Here is a 13,702-nt window from a genome sequence, read left to right as displayed (position 1 = left end):
GCACGAGGATCCGAATCCGCTTCCGGCTCCAGGCCGACGAGGGAAATCAACCCCCCTGCACCGCATCTCTTGATGGCTTCAAGAGTTGAAGATATAAAGAGATAGTGCGTGAAGAGACGTCGGAGGACACGTTCTTCCGAGAGCTCGGAGGGGCCTGCGCCGAGCTGCGGCAGGCATTCGCCCGGCACGTGGGCATGAGCCCCCACCGAGTACAGCTGCTCATCCGGCTGTGGCGTGACGGCGAGACCAGCCACAGCGACCTGCGCCAGACCCTGGGCATCGACGGCGCGAGCGTCACCCGGCTGGTCAAAGAGTTCGAAGCCGAAGGGCTGATCGGTCGTCGCCTGGACCCGGCGGACAACCGCTATACCCTGGCCGCGCTGACCCCCGAAGGCAAACGGGTCGCGGCCGATCTGGAGCGATCACACCAGACCTACCAGGAGCAGCTTCTCGACGCCATCACCCCACAACAGCAGGAAATCGTGCTGGACGTTCTACACCGCGTCCGCGCGAACATGACGAAGCAGGAGAGCCGATGACCGAAGACGTGCGGGCCGCAGCCCAACGCATGTACGCGGCGTTCAACGCCCACGACCACGCCGCCACGACGGAGATCTTCACAGCGGACTTCTACAGCCACCCTCTGGCCACGACCGGCCCCGAGAGCGTCGCCCAGTCGTGGCAACGGTTCCATGAGGCATTCCCTGACGCCCAGGTCGTCGTCGAGGACATGGTCGTCGAAGGAGACACGGCCGCCGTCCGCACCAGCGTGCACGGCATTCCCGGCTGGCAACCTCCGACCATGCTGGAAATCTTCCGCGTGCGCGACGGCCGCATCGCCGAACTGTGGGGCCTGTCCTCACTGCGCCGCGACCCCTGAACCGGCGGTTCGACGCACAGCCGCAGCGCTGCGACACCGAATCCCAACCTGACGGCGCAGTGCCTGGAGCCTCACGGATCACCCGGCGGCCGTGATCGTGGGGAGCATCGTGCGCGTCACTCAGGTCAGGGGGCGCGTAGAGAGTCCAGTTCTTCTGCTCGGCGGAGGTCCTTGGGCCGGCCCAAGGCCCGGCGCATCTGGATCAGATCCTCCCGGGAGGCATAGTGAACCTCCAGGCCGCTCGGATCGACCGCGATGATCGCGCGGTCGAGAAACTCTCGGACCGAGAGGGTCCCCCAGGGAAGCGCCGGAGTGCAGCAGTCACCGCCGGCTCCGGGTGAGGTGAACTGAACCTTGGGGCGAAGAAAGGAATCCGGGTCAGTTGCAAGAGGGGTGCCCGTTTCGTCGGCGAGTTGGGCGTTGACAGAGGTGAAGGCCGCCGCCAGGGCTGGGGCGTGGGCCGGGACACCGTCCCAGAGCAGGTCCAGATCGCCGGTCAGTTCGGTGGATCCATGCATGATGCCGGCGACCTGGCCGATCACCACGGCCCGGACGCCGTTTCGGTGGAGGGCTTCGAGCAGCGGGAACGGGTCGAACCCGAGAGCCCCGTCCGTGTCGATCGTGCCCACGTCGTCGTCGGCGTCCTCGTGGCGCAGGCCGGTTACCGCCCGATTTCGGGCCAGCTCCCGAGCGCGTCGTGCGGCGATGCGGAGCCGCTCCAGCGGTTCGTCGATCATCTGAACCATGCAACACCCAGCCGCGCCTCCACGCATTTGAATTTCCCAGACGTGCAGCCAGGGGCTGAGCACAGCTTGGGCAGGTCCATCCCCAAGGGCCCGAGATCATTCGAAGCCGTTGTGGTCATGCGTACCAGCAAGATCGCAGTGCGGGCATCGCAGGTCTATCCTGAACCCATGTCCGCGCGCGACCTATCAGATCCAGCCATACCCGCGCTGTCGGCTCTGTGGCGATTCCAGTAGCCGGACTGCCCGCCAGCCCGGAACCAGCCACGGAGGTGGACGTGAAGTGGACCCAGGTATGTGAGCCTTGGGCCACCTGCTTCATGTTGGCGTGGGAGGCCTTTCAGTCAGGTAGCTCACCCATTGGGGCCGTTGTGCTGGCACCCACTGGCGAGGTCGTCGCCTCGGGCCGCAATCGTCGGGGTGAGGTGGCAGGCCCGGTCGGTCAACTCTTCGGGACCAGCCTTGCTCACGCGGAGGTCAACGCACTGACCGGGCTACCGTGCGGCAACTACAGCGATCATGTCCTCTACACCACGCTCCAGCCCTGCTCGCTGTGCACGACGGCGGTCATCCATTGCTCGATCGGAACCGTGAGGTACGCGGCTGCCGACCCGCTGTGGGCCGGACTAGAAGCCCTTCCCGAGCTGAACGAGCATGTCGCACGCAAATGGCCGACGTGGGACGGGCCACTCACCTCACCGTTGAGTGCCTGGCAAGTCCTGTGCTCGGCACTCTTTCAGCTACGTCGTTCTCAGGACACGCCGGCTCTGCGGGCGCACGAACGCCACAACCCAGATATCGTCCGGCTCGCGCGGACGATCACAGCCACCGGCCAAGCCGCCGAACTGAGCCGACTCCCCCTCTCGGCCGCGTTCGAACGGGCGATATCCCAGCTCACCGGCGACGAATTCGCCGGTCCCAGCGATGGGACTTCCTGACTGAGCGTGACGTCTCGGCCCTGGTTGGGGACCGTGCCTCGCGTTCTGGCGATCTGTTCACAGGTAGGCATGACATCGCTGAGGCAAACCCTCAAAGCATCGGCTTCCGGCGTGCATATTGGTCCCTCCCCGAACCGGCCAGCAATGAGGAGGGCTGGCTGTTTGCTCCAAATCCCGCCCCATCTTCCAGCGACCCTGGATTCCCCACTGCCGTTCCCTACCGGCGCAGTAGCCAGGCATTGATGATGCGCCGTTCGGTCCGGGTCAGGTACGACACAGCCTGCTGGAGCGGTCGCTCCTCCTGGCGGCACCCCGCTCGCTGTAGCGCTGCGCCCAGCGACGGGAGCGGTCACAGCGAGTGCCCACACCTACCCGATGTCGACCACCCGCGCCCATGAAGGCGGCGTGTCCGGCACGTAGTCGGGATCGTCCTCGTACGACCGCTTGGTCCGGGCGAACAGCCCCACCACCATGCGGGACGCCGGCCGTTCCTGCGGCCACGGCGTCTGCCCGTCGGTCAGGACCACGATGACGTCCGGCCGCGGGCTCGCCCGCAGCGCCTTGGCGATGCCCGCACGCAGGTCCGTGCCGCCGCCGCCCACCAGCGTCATCCCCTCTGCCCGGCACAGCGGTTCCGCGACCCGGGCCGCCGCGTCGCAGGACAGAACGCTGACCAGGTCGCGCCGACCGCCCACGGTGCGGACGATCGCGGAGACCTCCAGCAACGCGCTCCCCAGTTCGGCGTCGCTGACCGACGCGGAGGTGTCGATGACCACGCTGATCCGCGGCGGCCTGCGCCGCAGGCTCGGCAGGATGACGCCGGGCAGGCCGGCCGAGCGCCGCGGCGGCCTGCCGTAGGTGTAGTCCTCGCCCACACCGGGTCCTGACGCGGCCGAGCGGATGGCCGTGCCGAGCAGTTCCCGCCACGGCTGCGGCGGGTGGAACGCCTCCTCTGCCCACCGCCGCCATCCCTTCGGCACGTTCCCAGGACGGGCGTTGATGCCCTGCGCCACCCGGAACCGGACCGCCTCCCGCTCGTGGTCGCTGAGCCCGTTCGCGCCCTCCGGCCCGAGGTCCCACTCCCGTTCGAGTCCGTCGGCGCCGCTCCCGCAGTCCAGCCAGACCAGATCCTGCGTGTACGCCCCGAGCCGGAACTGGCGCAGATAGTCCTCCATGAGCCGGCCTTCCTCCAGCCCCAGCATCTTCGGCTGGACGACGCCATCAGGCCAGGCCAGCCCGTCACCGTACACGTCGTCGTTGATCTCGAAGTCAGCGGCGATGTTCATCCGCAACCGCTCTCCCCGTCCCGTCAGCTCCCGCTGCCGGGCGACCCGGTCGCTGCGGCCGTGATGGTCGCGCAGCAGGTGGGAGACCTCGTGCACCCACACGCTCGCCAGTTCCTCAACGGGGGTCCGCGCGACGAACGCCGGTGAGACGTAACACCGCCAGTGCCGGTCCACGGCCATCGTGGGCACGGATCGCGACTCCACCGGGTGCAGCGCGAACAGCGCCGTCGCCAGATAGGGCCGGGCCCGCGCGGCGTACAACCGGGCGGTGAAGAGCTTCTCAAGGTCCATCAGCCCGCCACCCGCGCCGCGACCTCATCCGCCTTCCTGCTCAAGGCGACCACCCCTGCGAGCTTCTCGATCGCGGCCGGGACCTTCCAGTCCGCGCGGCGCAGTGCGGCGAGCGTGGAGGCGGGCACGACCACCAGGTCCGGGGCGCCGGTCTCCAGCGCGCGCACCAGCAGCGCCCATGCCGCGTCCCACCGGCCCTTCTCCGGCCGCTTCCGCACGGCCGCCACCACCCCGTCAAGTACGGCCTGACGCAGGTCACCCCGTTGGGGCAGCTCGGCCGTCGCCGGGTCGGCCAGCAGCGCCTCAGGGTCGGGAAGGTCCATCCGATCCATGGCGGCAAGCAGCTCCAGCCCAGGCCCGTCTCCCACCGTGCCCCTGACCAGCATGGACAGCACGTCCTTGGACGCGTCGGCCGCGGTGGCGAAGGCGGTCAGGCGCAGCGCCATCTCCCAGCTGCGAGGCGAGGGCCACGGGCCGCCCCGGTGCGCCTCGTTGTTCGGCAGCCGGTGCACGAGATCGGGGCGGGCGGTGAGGAGCCCGCACACCGCACGCCGGGCGAACGCCACCGCCCCGGACAGCCGCTCCGGGTCGAGCCACGGCAGGGTCGCGTGCGGCCAGGTTCCGCCGAGGCCGCGTACGACGACATCGTGATCGTGACGCCACTGCAGGTGGACGAACCGGTTCGCGAGCGGCGGGCTCAGCTCCCAGCCATCAGCGGCAGAGGAACGCGGGTTGGCCGCCGCCACGATCCGGACACCTGCCGGGAGCCGCAGGGCCCCGACCCGCCGTTCCAGAACCAGGCGGAGCAGGGCGGCCTGTACGGCGGGCGGTGCCGTGGACAGCTCGTCCAGGAAGAGCAGCCCCCGGCCCGCGCGAGCCAGACGTACGGCCCAATCCGGCGGCGCCATCGGGACGCCCTGCACCGCGGGGTCGTCACCGACCACCGGCAGGCCGGAGAAGTCGGACGGCTCGTGCACGCTGGCGATCACCGTCGTGAGCGGCAGGTTGAGCGCCTCGGCGAGTTGCTGCAGCGCCGCGGTCTTGCCGATCCCCGGCTCCCCCCACAGCAGAACGGGCAGGTCGGCCGCCACGGCCAGGGTCAGGGCCTCCAACTGCGGGTCGGTACGCGGCTCCGTGGTGGTGTCGCGGAGCAGAGAAAGCAGATCGTCGGCGACTTCAAGGCGCGACGTGTGAACAGACGAAAGCATGATGAATCACCTTTGAGGTCTAGAAAGTGTCAGCGGAATGTGGCGTGGCGCGGGCGCGCCCGGCTCTTACGGGAGCGGCGGTCCGGTCGCTCGGCCGGCTCCGGCTCCAACCCGAGCCCGGCGCGGAACACCCCGTGGTCGATCCGCCGCCGCGCCGCCTTCTCCAGCACGTCGCGCAGCTCGCCCTCGGGCAGCTGCGCGCCAGGTCCGAGGAGACCGTCGACGGTGGCCTGAGCACCGGCGGCGTCGCCGTGCTCCAGCCGCGCGCGGACGTCGAGGAGGCACTCCGGGGAGCGGTGGGCCTCCTCGATCAGTCGCAAACAGGGCAACGGGGTGCCGGTCAACTCGGCCAGCAGTTTCTCGCGCCGGATCTCGCTCGCGTCGTGATCCAGGGCGACCAGCACGCCGTTCACGAGCGCGATCCTGTGCTGGGCGCCGCGGCACTCGACCAGTCGCGGCCCGTTCTCGCTCCGGTGGCCGTGCGGCTTGGCGTCCGGCGAACGGCCGGGTACGAGCGCCGCCGCGACGAGCGGGTGCAGCCTGTCGGCCTCGATCAGCCCGGCACGCAGCAACGCCAGGTCGGGCAGCACCCAGGTCGCCGCGTCAGGCAGGATCGGGGGCGGCGCGGGTCCTTCGTCGCCGACCTGGGACGCGTCCACATCGAGCATCACCTGACGCCGCCCGCCGACCCGGACGGCGACCGTACCCCCGTCCTGCCCCTCGGCACGGAGCAGCAAGCGGGCCTCGGCCGGCCACCGATCGACGGCCCAGCCCCGTGCGTGCGGCGCCGTTTCGGAACGCGCACGCAGCTCACCGGCCCTGCGCGCATCCCACAGGTGGCGATGCAGGTCGAGACGGAAGCGTCGAGTCGGATGGGGATGCGGATGCGGTCCGGACCGGGAACCGTCCCAGAGCGCCAGGCTGATCCGCTGACCGGCATCCGCCCAGGCCGGCGGGGTCCTGACCACGAGGTGAACCGGGTTGTCCCTCTCGTGGTACCGGGCCAGCGAGAGGGTCAGGCCCGGACGTATCAGGCCGTTGGGGGCGACCCTCGGCATGTGCCAGCGCAGCAGGTCAGGCGCCAGATGGCGGAGGTCGGTCCGGAGGTGGGCGGCCAGTTCCCGGCCGTGGAGGCGCGCTATGCGGCGCAGGTTGAGATCGACGTCCACGTGTGCTGCCGCGCACGCTGCTGCCCAGTCTCCGGTGGTACGGCGGGCGGTCGCTGACTCGATCATGGGGGGCGGCACGGCGAACTCGCGCACGCGCAGCCAGAGGGTAAGGCGGGGATCCTCGTTCGGGGTGGAGTGCGGCATCAGCACTCACCTTGCGTGAACGGGGCCCCCAATCTGATGTTGGAGGTATTCATCGTGATCAGCGTAGCGTCTTGCGGTCCGCGCGAGAAGAGCGGCTCTCTCTGGCAGGAGCGGTCGCTGGCGGAATGCTCCCACCGGAGGCATGGCCTGATCCCCTCCTCCGTCACACTCGCTCCCGGAAATGAGCTTGCCAGTGCCCGCATGAGCTGCCGATACTCGTCGTGGTGATCCGCCGGCAAGCCCGCCCGCGTACCTGCTTGGTGAGCCGTACGGCAACGCGTCAGGGCACTGACGCGGCGACGGTGTCTTGGAAGCCGGCGGATCACCGACGTGCGGATAAAGGCTCGGCCGAGTGCTCGGTCCGTCCTGAACGTCGGAACTCGGTCACCGACGGACGCCCTCGGACGCAACGACGGAGGCGACGATCAGCCGTACCCCCGTGACAAGTGCCGCTGGGAGAACGAAGAAGAGCCAGACTCCCCACTCCTCCCGATCCACCATCCAGGCGAACACGAGCGCCGTGATCAAGATGGCGAGAGTAACCGACAAGTAGCGGACCTTGCGTCGCGGGCTACGGGACCACACAAAGAGCGATGCCACGACGATAACGACTGGTATCGCATACCAAAGGATCATCGCGAGTAACACGCTGGCCTCCTCGGCTCTCACGGCGCGGCAGCCCCTCGGCTCCGGACACGTTCTCCAAGCTCGCCAAGAAGGCGGTACTCGGGATCAAAGGTCTCCACAGGATTGTTACAAGAAATCCCTTATCTCGCCAGCACCACCCTCTTACTCTTTTCCCTGCTATATCTCCTTACTAAGCAAGGACGCTAATGAAACTCTTCTTAGCAGGTCTCGCGGCAACGGTCGCGGCTGTGTGCGCGGTAGCCGTACCCGCTCAGGCAGCATCCGCCGCATCCGAGCAGGCCGCTCCAGCGAACCCGGTGAAAGCCCTGAAGGCCCAACTGGCCCCGGGCAAAAGCGTAAAGATCACCGAATCAAGCGGCATCACCCTCGATTTCACCGCCGACGACCAGGCGATGCAGGTACAGGTGAACACTCAGACGGTCGGCACTCTCACTTTCGGTAAAGGTAACGTAGCGGCTGCCGACCTCCGGGTCCGCATGTCCTCACGCCAGAAAGGGCCCAACCCTCCATACCGGGTCATCGCTGAGGGCAGAAACGCCTACGTGACCAACGCCGGCATCGCCAAGGCGCTGCCTTCTGGTCGTTCCTGGATCCAGTCGAAGGCCAGTGGGCGCGAAAACGCCATCCTCAACATGGACATCACTCCAGCGGAACTGCAGTTCATGCTGAACAACGCATCAGAAGTAGCGACCGGCCAATATCAGGGCACCGCCACACTCGCCGACTTCCGGCACGACAAGTCCGCCGGGGAAGGCAAAGTCGAGTTCAGCCTGTACTTCGATGAACGCAACCTGCTCACCCGCACGGTCATCGACACGACGACCTACCCGGACGACGACAGCACGGCCTATGACCAGATGGTCTTCCACACCGATACCAAGTATTCGGGCTGGGGCGCCAAGGTGAAGATCACTGCACCGGCGGCCGGCAAGGTCATCAGCGAGAAGAAACTCAACGCGAAGACCCTCAAGGCCGCCATAAAGGCCGGCTATCCGGAGAGCGGCCCCTTCTGACCTGCGCCAAGAAGAAACCGACGTCAGTCTGGCCGGCCCGCAAGAACGAAACGCCCTGAAGAACGCTCACGCTCGGGCTCTGATCCCACCTGTTATCCGACTTCCTACTTGCAAACGGGATCCGGTCACGAAGTTGATGGCTCCTTGCCCTGGTCACGTGGCAGCGGTGTTGCTGTACACAGCGGCTCAGGTCGGTGGCGTCGCCGACCCGTCGATGGCACGAACCTGTACCGCAGGGCCGAAAGGCCCGAAGAAAGGAAGCCACGTCAGCAAAGTGCTGCTGACGGGCACGATCGAAGGGCAGCTCGACAGGCGTTCGGCTCCCCGAACACCTACCGGGCCAGGAAGAACGACGCTCAGCAAGTCACGTCCCAACCCGAAGGCCCTGGCGCCAGGTGGGGTGTGTCGGGTGCCAGCCCAGTTCGCGCTTGGCCTTGGCGTTGGATGCGCCGCGCAGTTCGGTCATGAGCACGACTCCGGCCTGCCCGGCGGCCAGCCGTCCGATGAACCGCGGTACGCGCATCGGCTTCTTGGCCCCCAGCATCGCTGCCAGTTCCGGCAGCCATTCGGCGACCGGGGCGGGGTCGTCATCGACGATGTTGTAGACACCGCGGCCGCCGTTCTCCACGGCTGCGACCGTGGCCTCGGCGGCGTCGGCGATGTGGACGAACGACCACACCCCGCCGCCGTCGCCGACGACCGGGAACTTGCGTTTGCGGATCATCTCGAGCTGCGCGGAGCCTGGTGCCATGGAGGTGCCGGGTCCGTAGAACGCGCCGTAGCGCAGCACGATCCCTTCGATCCAGCCGGCGCCCAGCACGGCCTTCTCCAAGTGCTCGACCGCGGCGATCATCGAGGCCATCTGGCTGACGGGTGAGCGATCCAGCGGGTCTTGTTCGTTCTTGACCGGCCCGCCGGTCCGGGTGTACGTGAACGCGCCGTTGCTCGCGGCGACGAACCGTCGTACTCCCGTGGCGCGTGCGGCCGCGAGCAGGTTGTCGGTGCCCTCGATCCGCAGCCGGTCAGTGGCGGCGAAGCTGCGTTCGAAATGGCGGGTGTCGATGTGCCCGATGGCGGTCAACTGGTGCACGATCATCTCCGGGGCCACCTGGCGCACGGCCTCCTCGACCTGGGCGCGATCGAGCGCATCGGCGATGACCGGTACCGCGCCCAGCTGTGCTGCCCTGGCCTTGCCGGATTCGCTGCGGATCATGGCGAAGACCTCGTGTCCCGCATCGACCAGCCGCGGCACCAGTTCCTTGCCCATCGCTCCGGTCGCTCCCGCCACGAGCACTCTCATCGTCGGCTCCCTTGCTGTCCGGTTCGGATTCGTCACTTGAACCGGATGGGCAGCCTTTTCCTGACAGGAACCAAAGGTGACACACGTCACATCACGAGCAGGGGCTCCCCATGGCCGGCCGCCGCCCACTGCTCGGTCGCGCGTTCGAGCTTGTCGGGGTTTGCCTGGGTACGGCAGGCAGTGATGCCCTCGGCGGTGACCTCCAGGCACATGATGGCGACGACCCGGCCTTCCACGACAGCCACAACGGCGGGTTCGCCATTGGCGGCCCAGGCGTATATCTCGGGCGAGCCGCCGACGATGGCGCGCTTGGCCTCGGCGGGCTTGAACAGGCCCCACACGAACTTCGCGACCGCGACGGCGCCCTCGAACGCCTTGACGCGGGCCGGAACCTTCCCTCCGCCGTCGCCGACGGAGATGGCGTCCTTGGTGAGCAGGCGTACGAGCTCATCGGTCCGGCCACTGGTGGCGGCCGCGAGGAACTCCTCGACGATGCGCCGGGCAGCGGCCTCGTCGATCTCGGTGCGGGCCTTGCCGTCGGCGACGTGCTTCTTGGCGCGGTGGAAGATCTGCTGGCTGGCGGCCTCGGTGATGTCGAGGATCGCGGCGATCTCCCGGTGCGGGTAGTCGAAGGCCTCCCGCAGCACATACACCGCTCGCTCGTTGGGAGACAGGCGCTCCATGAGGGTGAGGACCGCGTACGAGACCGATTCGCGCTGCTCGGCGGTGTCGGCCGGGCCGAGCATCGGGTCACCGGCGAGCAGCGGCTCGGGCAGCCATCGGCCCACGTAGGTCTCGCGGCGCGCCCGCGCGGAGGTGAGCTGGTTGAGACACAGGTTGGTGAGGACCTTCGTCAGCCAGGCCTCGGGAACCTCGACGCGGTCGACGTCAGCGGCCTGCCAGCGCAGGAACGTCTCCTGCACGACGTCCTCTGCCTCGTCCGCGGAGCCGAGGAGACGGTAGGCGATCGCCTCCAGACGGGGCCTCGACAGCTCGAACCGGTCGACGTCATCCACCGTCAAAGGCATGACCGGATCATATCTCCCGCAGTGTTTCCACCTGGTCACGGCTTTTTCGGGGATCGAGGCCATCCGAACGGCGACCAGGCCGTGCCTGTCACGAATCCCGTCGAACTGACAGACCTTCCCGAATCGGGCGTCACGTGACTACGGCGAACCCCCGCCCTTCCGCGATGGAAGAACGGGGGCGGTGGGGCGGTCGCGATCGTCAACCAGGACGGTGCGGTGCAGGTCGGGACGACGCTTCGGGCGATCGGCGATTCACGTCCACGCGGTCGACGTACCGGGTCAGGCCGGTGGTGCCACGCGTTTTCACGCCCGCTCTGGGGCACGTCATACGCCCGCGGCGTCCTCGGCCTCCCAGCGCAGCAGGTCGCCCGGCTGGCACTGGAGCACCTCGCAGAGCGCGGCGAGCGTCGTGAAGCGCACCGCCTTGGCGCGGCCGTTCTTGAGTACCGCCAGGTTGGCGGGCGTGATCCCTACGCGGTCCGCGAGCTCGCCCACGGACATCTTCCGCCTGGCCAGCATCACGTCGATGTCGACGGTGATCGGCATCAGATCACCTCGTCCAACTCGGCCTGCATCTGCGTCGCTTCGACGTCGCGCGCGACGGCCTGGGCGAGCAGCATCCGCAGCACGAGCACGATGAGCGCGACCCCCAGGATGGCCACGCCAATCCCGCCCATGATGACGGTGACGCCCGGATCGGCCCGCTGACCCGGCGCATTGAGGGCCGTGACCGCGAACCACAGGAGGGCAGCCGCCACGATCGCGCCGATCACGGCATCCACGTACCGGAAGGCGGCGTGGGAGAACACGGTTCCGCGTCGCACCATCGTCACCAGCCGCCATACGCTGACCAGGGCGACCTGGCCCGACACCATGCCCAGGATCGTGATCACACGCAGCGCGGTCAGCGGGAGCGACCCGTCCTCCGGGTCGCTCCCGCTGACCAACACCCACACCATCAACGCCTGTACGAGCACGGTGCCGGCGAGCACCACGACTAGCACGGCGCGCAGCGCACGCACTGCCAGCTTTCCCATGTCCCACCCTTCCATCGAATTGCGATGAGAATCTATCGAATTTCGATAGGCGAAGCAAGGGCCGGGACGGCGGGTGGGCGACGGCTTCACACCGTGGCGGGACGCCGTCGCCTCCTCCCATGACATGGCATTCGCGCAAACCGTCGCGATCTTGTCTAAGCCGGCCTCACTTGAACACAAGCCGGACGCCACCCGACCACGCCAGAGAGGGAACTGCGGCGAACCTCGCCGTACGGATTCCGGCTGCTACAGCCGGCCTCTGGAGACGACTCAGGGAGCCCCTTGTGATCAAGGAACTCCCTGGTCAATACATAGAGCCGACGAGGGGAATCGAACCCCTGACCTTCTGTTCACAAGGGCAGGGCGGGCACCTCGTCAGTTACCTGCGGCTCTGGTGACACGGTGAACGCAGGCCGGTGGCGCCTGAGTGAGTGAAACGGGGTTGCTGTACAGCGCTTCCGCTTCAGGGATGTCGATCTCTTGCGTGCGAACGCCGGTCCGGGCTGACGTCAGTTGTCGCTCGCTGCCATCCGGCTACGGCTCAGGAATGCGAGTTGCTCTCGTCCGACACTACGAGAGGCGATACGTTCGCCGACTTCCTGCTGCCAGGTCCGTGTGGCCCGCCTGTCGGTCCGACCCGGCAGGATATGCCCGCCCGGCTCGATCGCTCCGAAGCCATGATCCGCCTCGCCATGGCCGACCTCATGACCCGCCGCCTCGCCGGCAAGAACACCCCCCGCACGGCGCGGCACCTGAACTCGGGATCAGACGGGATCGAACCCCCGCCTATCCGCCGCAGTTACCCCAGCTCTGACGTCCGCCCCGTGCCACGGCCGGGTCGTGCCCGAGCGGCTTGATCGTGCCCCAGAACTTCACGCAGGCCTGCTTGGCCCAGTACTTCACCGGTCCGGCATAGTACTTGAAATTGCCGCTGTCCCGGCGCACGGTCGGGCTCTGCTTCGTGTCCTTGATCGCCTTGGGCATGACGGTGAGCTCAGCGCTCACCGGAGTCTTCGTACCGGTGAAGCTTGACTTGATCGTGACCACGCAGTTCTGCTGGGTCTTGCCGTTGTAGAGCAGGTAGACCGTGCCGTACCGGCGGCCGCTGGGTGTCGTGACGGCCTTCGTACCACCGGTGACGCGGCCGAAACCCGCCCCGCAGATGCCCTCTGGGCTCTGGGCGGCGGCGTTCGCTGGAGTTGCCAAGACGCCACTCAGGCACAGTGCCGTCGTGAAGAGGATGGCCTTGCGAGGAACTCGCACGTGATGTCCCTTCGATTTGACTGAAGATCTAGACAAGCATGCCCGAAATTTGGTTAATGGTCCACCTTTATGGGCCTATGAGGTCACCGCTTAGGGGTGGATTCGTTACCTACAGTTACAAGCTCTGGGAGAGCCTGCTTGAGGGGAGCCGTCCGGCAGCCGACTCCTGACTTCCCTCTGGCGGCGAGAAGCACTGCCATCCTCCGCCAGTGATCAACTCAGACGGTGCTCCCCTTGGTACACGCGCAGCACAACGTCTCAAAGACCTCGACTGCTTCGAGATAGGCACAGGTCTCACCGACGCGGAATTCAGCCGCGTTGGAGGCGAGTTCGGCATCGAGTTCGCCGATGATCACCGAGCCTTCCTCGCCGCTGGGCTTCCCCTCGACTACCCACCGAAGCCCGGGCAGACATGGAGAGAGCCTTGGCCGACTGGCGCAATGGCGATCCTGACCGACTTCGCGAGCAACTCACCTGGCCAGTCGACGGAACTCCGTTCGCTGTCGAGCACAACGCCTTCGTGGGGTGACCGCCCCAACCACCTCACAGCAGCGCTCGCCGTAGCACGCAACCGGCTAGATGATTGATTCCAAGGGATGGAGTTCGGCTGTTCACCTGCGGACATGAAGCGAGAGCATTCAAGATCCGTTTGTGACGACAGAACTGAACACCCTCGCGACAGCAATATACGTGAGATCGACGATCAGCTGATCGCTTCACCGGATCTGGCACCTCACCGACCTCATGTAGGTCT

15 protein-coding genes are annotated in these 13,702 nt (G+C 67.3%); 4 read left to right on the top strand and 11 right to left on the bottom strand.

Annotated elements, in window-relative coordinates:
- The first annotated feature begins 104 nt into the window (after positions 1-104).
- Together ABZS69_RS54095 and ABZS69_RS54090 are read left to right on the top strand one after the other, a co-directional pair.
- A complete protein-coding gene (locus ABZS69_RS54095; protein WP_355388943.1) occupies positions 105-539 on the top strand; it encodes a MarR family winged helix-turn-helix transcriptional regulator in 435 nt (144 codons plus the stop codon).
- Complete coding sequence (locus ABZS69_RS54090; protein WP_355388941.1) at positions 536-880, top strand: nuclear transport factor 2 family protein; 345 nt, start codon at positions 536-538, stop codon at positions 878-880. The genes ABZS69_RS54095 and ABZS69_RS54090 overlap by 4 nt, the downstream gene beginning before the upstream one ends.
- 125 nt (positions 881-1,005) lie before the next feature.
- On the opposite strand, the gene ABZS69_RS54085 is transcribed toward ABZS69_RS54090, so the two are convergent.
- On the bottom strand, positions 1,006-1,617 hold the full coding sequence (locus ABZS69_RS54085) for a hypothetical protein (RefSeq protein WP_355388939.1): 612 nt from the start codon (positions 1,615-1,617) through the stop codon (positions 1,006-1,008).
- A gap of 326 nt (positions 1,618-1,943) precedes the next feature.
- Here ABZS69_RS54085 and ABZS69_RS54080 point away from each other — a divergent pair, with 326 nt between their 5' ends.
- Positions 1,944-2,561, top strand: coding sequence for a nucleoside deaminase (locus tag ABZS69_RS54080; RefSeq protein ID WP_355389087.1), 618 nt, complete (start codon positions 1,944-1,946; stop codon positions 2,559-2,561).
- Positions 2,562-2,929: 368 nt separating this feature from the next.
- Here ABZS69_RS54080 and ABZS69_RS54075 read toward each other — a convergent pair whose 3' ends face one another.
- The 4 genes from ABZS69_RS54075 to ABZS69_RS54060 all read right to left on the bottom strand — a co-directional run bounded on the left by ABZS69_RS54075 (position 2,930) and on the right by ABZS69_RS54060 (position 7,328).
- Positions 2,930-4,138, bottom strand: coding sequence for a VWA-like domain-containing protein (locus ABZS69_RS54075; RefSeq protein WP_355388937.1), 1,209 nt, complete (start codon positions 4,136-4,138; stop codon positions 2,930-2,932).
- Positions 4,138-5,346: a MoxR family ATPase gene (locus tag ABZS69_RS54070; RefSeq protein ID WP_355388936.1), complete on the bottom strand. Its 1,209-nt coding sequence runs from the start codon at positions 5,344-5,346 to the stop codon at positions 4,138-4,140. The genes ABZS69_RS54075 and ABZS69_RS54070 overlap by 1 nt, the downstream gene beginning before the upstream one ends.
- Before the next feature lie 29 nt (positions 5,347-5,375).
- Entirely contained in the window at positions 5,376-6,659 is a 1,284-nt protein-coding gene (locus ABZS69_RS54065) for a hypothetical protein (RefSeq protein ID WP_355388934.1), read from the bottom strand.
- 384 nt (positions 6,660-7,043) lie between these two features.
- Positions 7,044-7,328 carry a hypothetical protein gene (locus tag ABZS69_RS54060; RefSeq protein ID WP_355388932.1) on the bottom strand — a complete coding sequence of 95 codons (285 nt, stop codon included), beginning with the start codon at positions 7,326-7,328 and terminating at the stop codon, positions 7,044-7,046.
- 164 nt (positions 7,329-7,492) lie between these two features.
- Between ABZS69_RS54060 and ABZS69_RS54055 the strand changes: the two genes are divergently transcribed.
- Positions 7,493-8,320, top strand: coding sequence for a hypothetical protein (locus ABZS69_RS54055; RefSeq protein WP_355388930.1), 828 nt, complete (start codon positions 7,493-7,495; stop codon positions 8,318-8,320).
- A gap of 364 nt (positions 8,321-8,684) precedes the next feature.
- On the opposite strand, the gene ABZS69_RS54050 is transcribed toward ABZS69_RS54055, so the two are convergent.
- The 6 genes from ABZS69_RS54050 to ABZS69_RS54025 form a co-directional block, all read right to left on the bottom strand.
- Positions 8,685-9,620, bottom strand: coding sequence for an NAD(P)-dependent oxidoreductase (locus ABZS69_RS54050; protein ID WP_355389085.1), 936 nt, complete (start codon positions 9,618-9,620; stop codon positions 8,685-8,687).
- 86 nt (positions 9,621-9,706) lie between these two features.
- Positions 9,707-10,648, bottom strand: coding sequence for an RNA polymerase sigma factor SigJ (gene sigJ, locus ABZS69_RS54045; protein ID WP_355388928.1), 942 nt, complete (start codon positions 10,646-10,648; stop codon positions 9,707-9,709).
- A 324-nt stretch (positions 10,649-10,972) separates the two neighbouring features.
- Positions 10,973-11,194 carry a helix-turn-helix transcriptional regulator gene (locus ABZS69_RS54040; protein ID WP_350733295.1) on the bottom strand — a complete coding sequence of 74 codons (222 nt, stop codon included), beginning with the start codon at positions 11,192-11,194 and terminating at the stop codon, positions 10,973-10,975.
- A complete protein-coding gene (locus ABZS69_RS54035) occupies positions 11,194-11,685 on the bottom strand; it encodes a DUF2975 domain-containing protein (protein WP_355388926.1) in 492 nt (163 codons plus the stop codon). The genes ABZS69_RS54040 and ABZS69_RS54035 overlap by 1 nt, the downstream gene beginning before the upstream one ends.
- A gap of 786 nt (positions 11,686-12,471) precedes the next feature.
- Complete coding sequence (locus ABZS69_RS54030; RefSeq protein WP_355388924.1) at positions 12,472-12,891, bottom strand: hypothetical protein; 420 nt, start codon at positions 12,889-12,891, stop codon at positions 12,472-12,474.
- 275 nt (positions 12,892-13,166) lie between these two features.
- Positions 13,167-13,304 (bottom strand): hypothetical protein, encoded by a 138-nt coding sequence (locus ABZS69_RS54025; RefSeq protein WP_355388922.1) that lies wholly within the window; start codon positions 13,302-13,304, stop codon positions 13,167-13,169.
- Positions 13,305-13,702 lie beyond the last annotated feature (398 nt).

This window comes from Nonomuraea sp. NPDC005650 (genome assembly GCF_040605375.1).
In the GTDB taxonomy this organism is placed as follows: Bacteria; Actinomycetota; Actinomycetes; order Streptosporangiales; family Streptosporangiaceae; genus Nonomuraea.
Note: the sequence above shows the minus strand (reverse complement) of the source record. Positions and strands in the feature narration are given on the sequence as shown.

Excerpts from the sequence above, each read along its gene's own strand:
- ABZS69_RS54075 (WP_355388937.1), bottom strand. The coding sequence starts at position 4,138 with ATGGACCTTGAGAAGCTCTTCACCGCCCGGTTGTACGCCGCGCGGGCC.
- ABZS69_RS54090 (WP_355388941.1), top strand. The coding sequence starts at position 536 with ATGACCGAAGACGTGCGGGCCGCAGCCCAACGCATGTACGCGGCGTTC.
- ABZS69_RS54040 (WP_350733295.1), bottom strand. The coding sequence starts at position 11,194 with ATGCCGATCACCGTCGACATCGACGTGATGCTGGCCAGGCGGAAGATG.
- ABZS69_RS54050 (WP_355389085.1), bottom strand. The coding sequence starts at position 9,620 with ATGAGAGTGCTCGTGGCGGGAGCGACCGGAGCGATGGGCAAGGAACTG.
- ABZS69_RS54035 (WP_355388926.1), bottom strand. The coding sequence starts at position 11,685 with ATGGGAAAGCTGGCAGTGCGTGCGCTGCGCGCCGTGCTAGTCGTGGTG.
- ABZS69_RS54070 (WP_355388936.1), bottom strand. The coding sequence starts at position 5,346 with ATGCTTTCGTCTGTTCACACGTCGCGCCTTGAAGTCGCCGACGATCTG.
- ABZS69_RS54085 (WP_355388939.1), bottom strand. The coding sequence starts at position 1,617 with ATGATCGACGAACCGCTGGAGCGGCTCCGCATCGCCGCACGACGCGCT.
- ABZS69_RS54065 (WP_355388934.1), bottom strand. The coding sequence starts at position 6,659 with ATGCCGCACTCCACCCCGAACGAGGATCCCCGCCTTACCCTCTGGCTG.
- sigJ (WP_355388928.1), bottom strand. The coding sequence starts at position 10,648 with ATGCCTTTGACGGTGGATGACGTCGACCGGTTCGAGCTGTCGAGGCCC.
- ABZS69_RS54055 (WP_355388930.1), top strand. The coding sequence starts at position 7,493 with ATGAAACTCTTCTTAGCAGGTCTCGCGGCAACGGTCGCGGCTGTGTGC.
- ABZS69_RS54080 (WP_355389087.1), top strand. The coding sequence starts at position 1,944 with ATGTTGGCGTGGGAGGCCTTTCAGTCAGGTAGCTCACCCATTGGGGCC.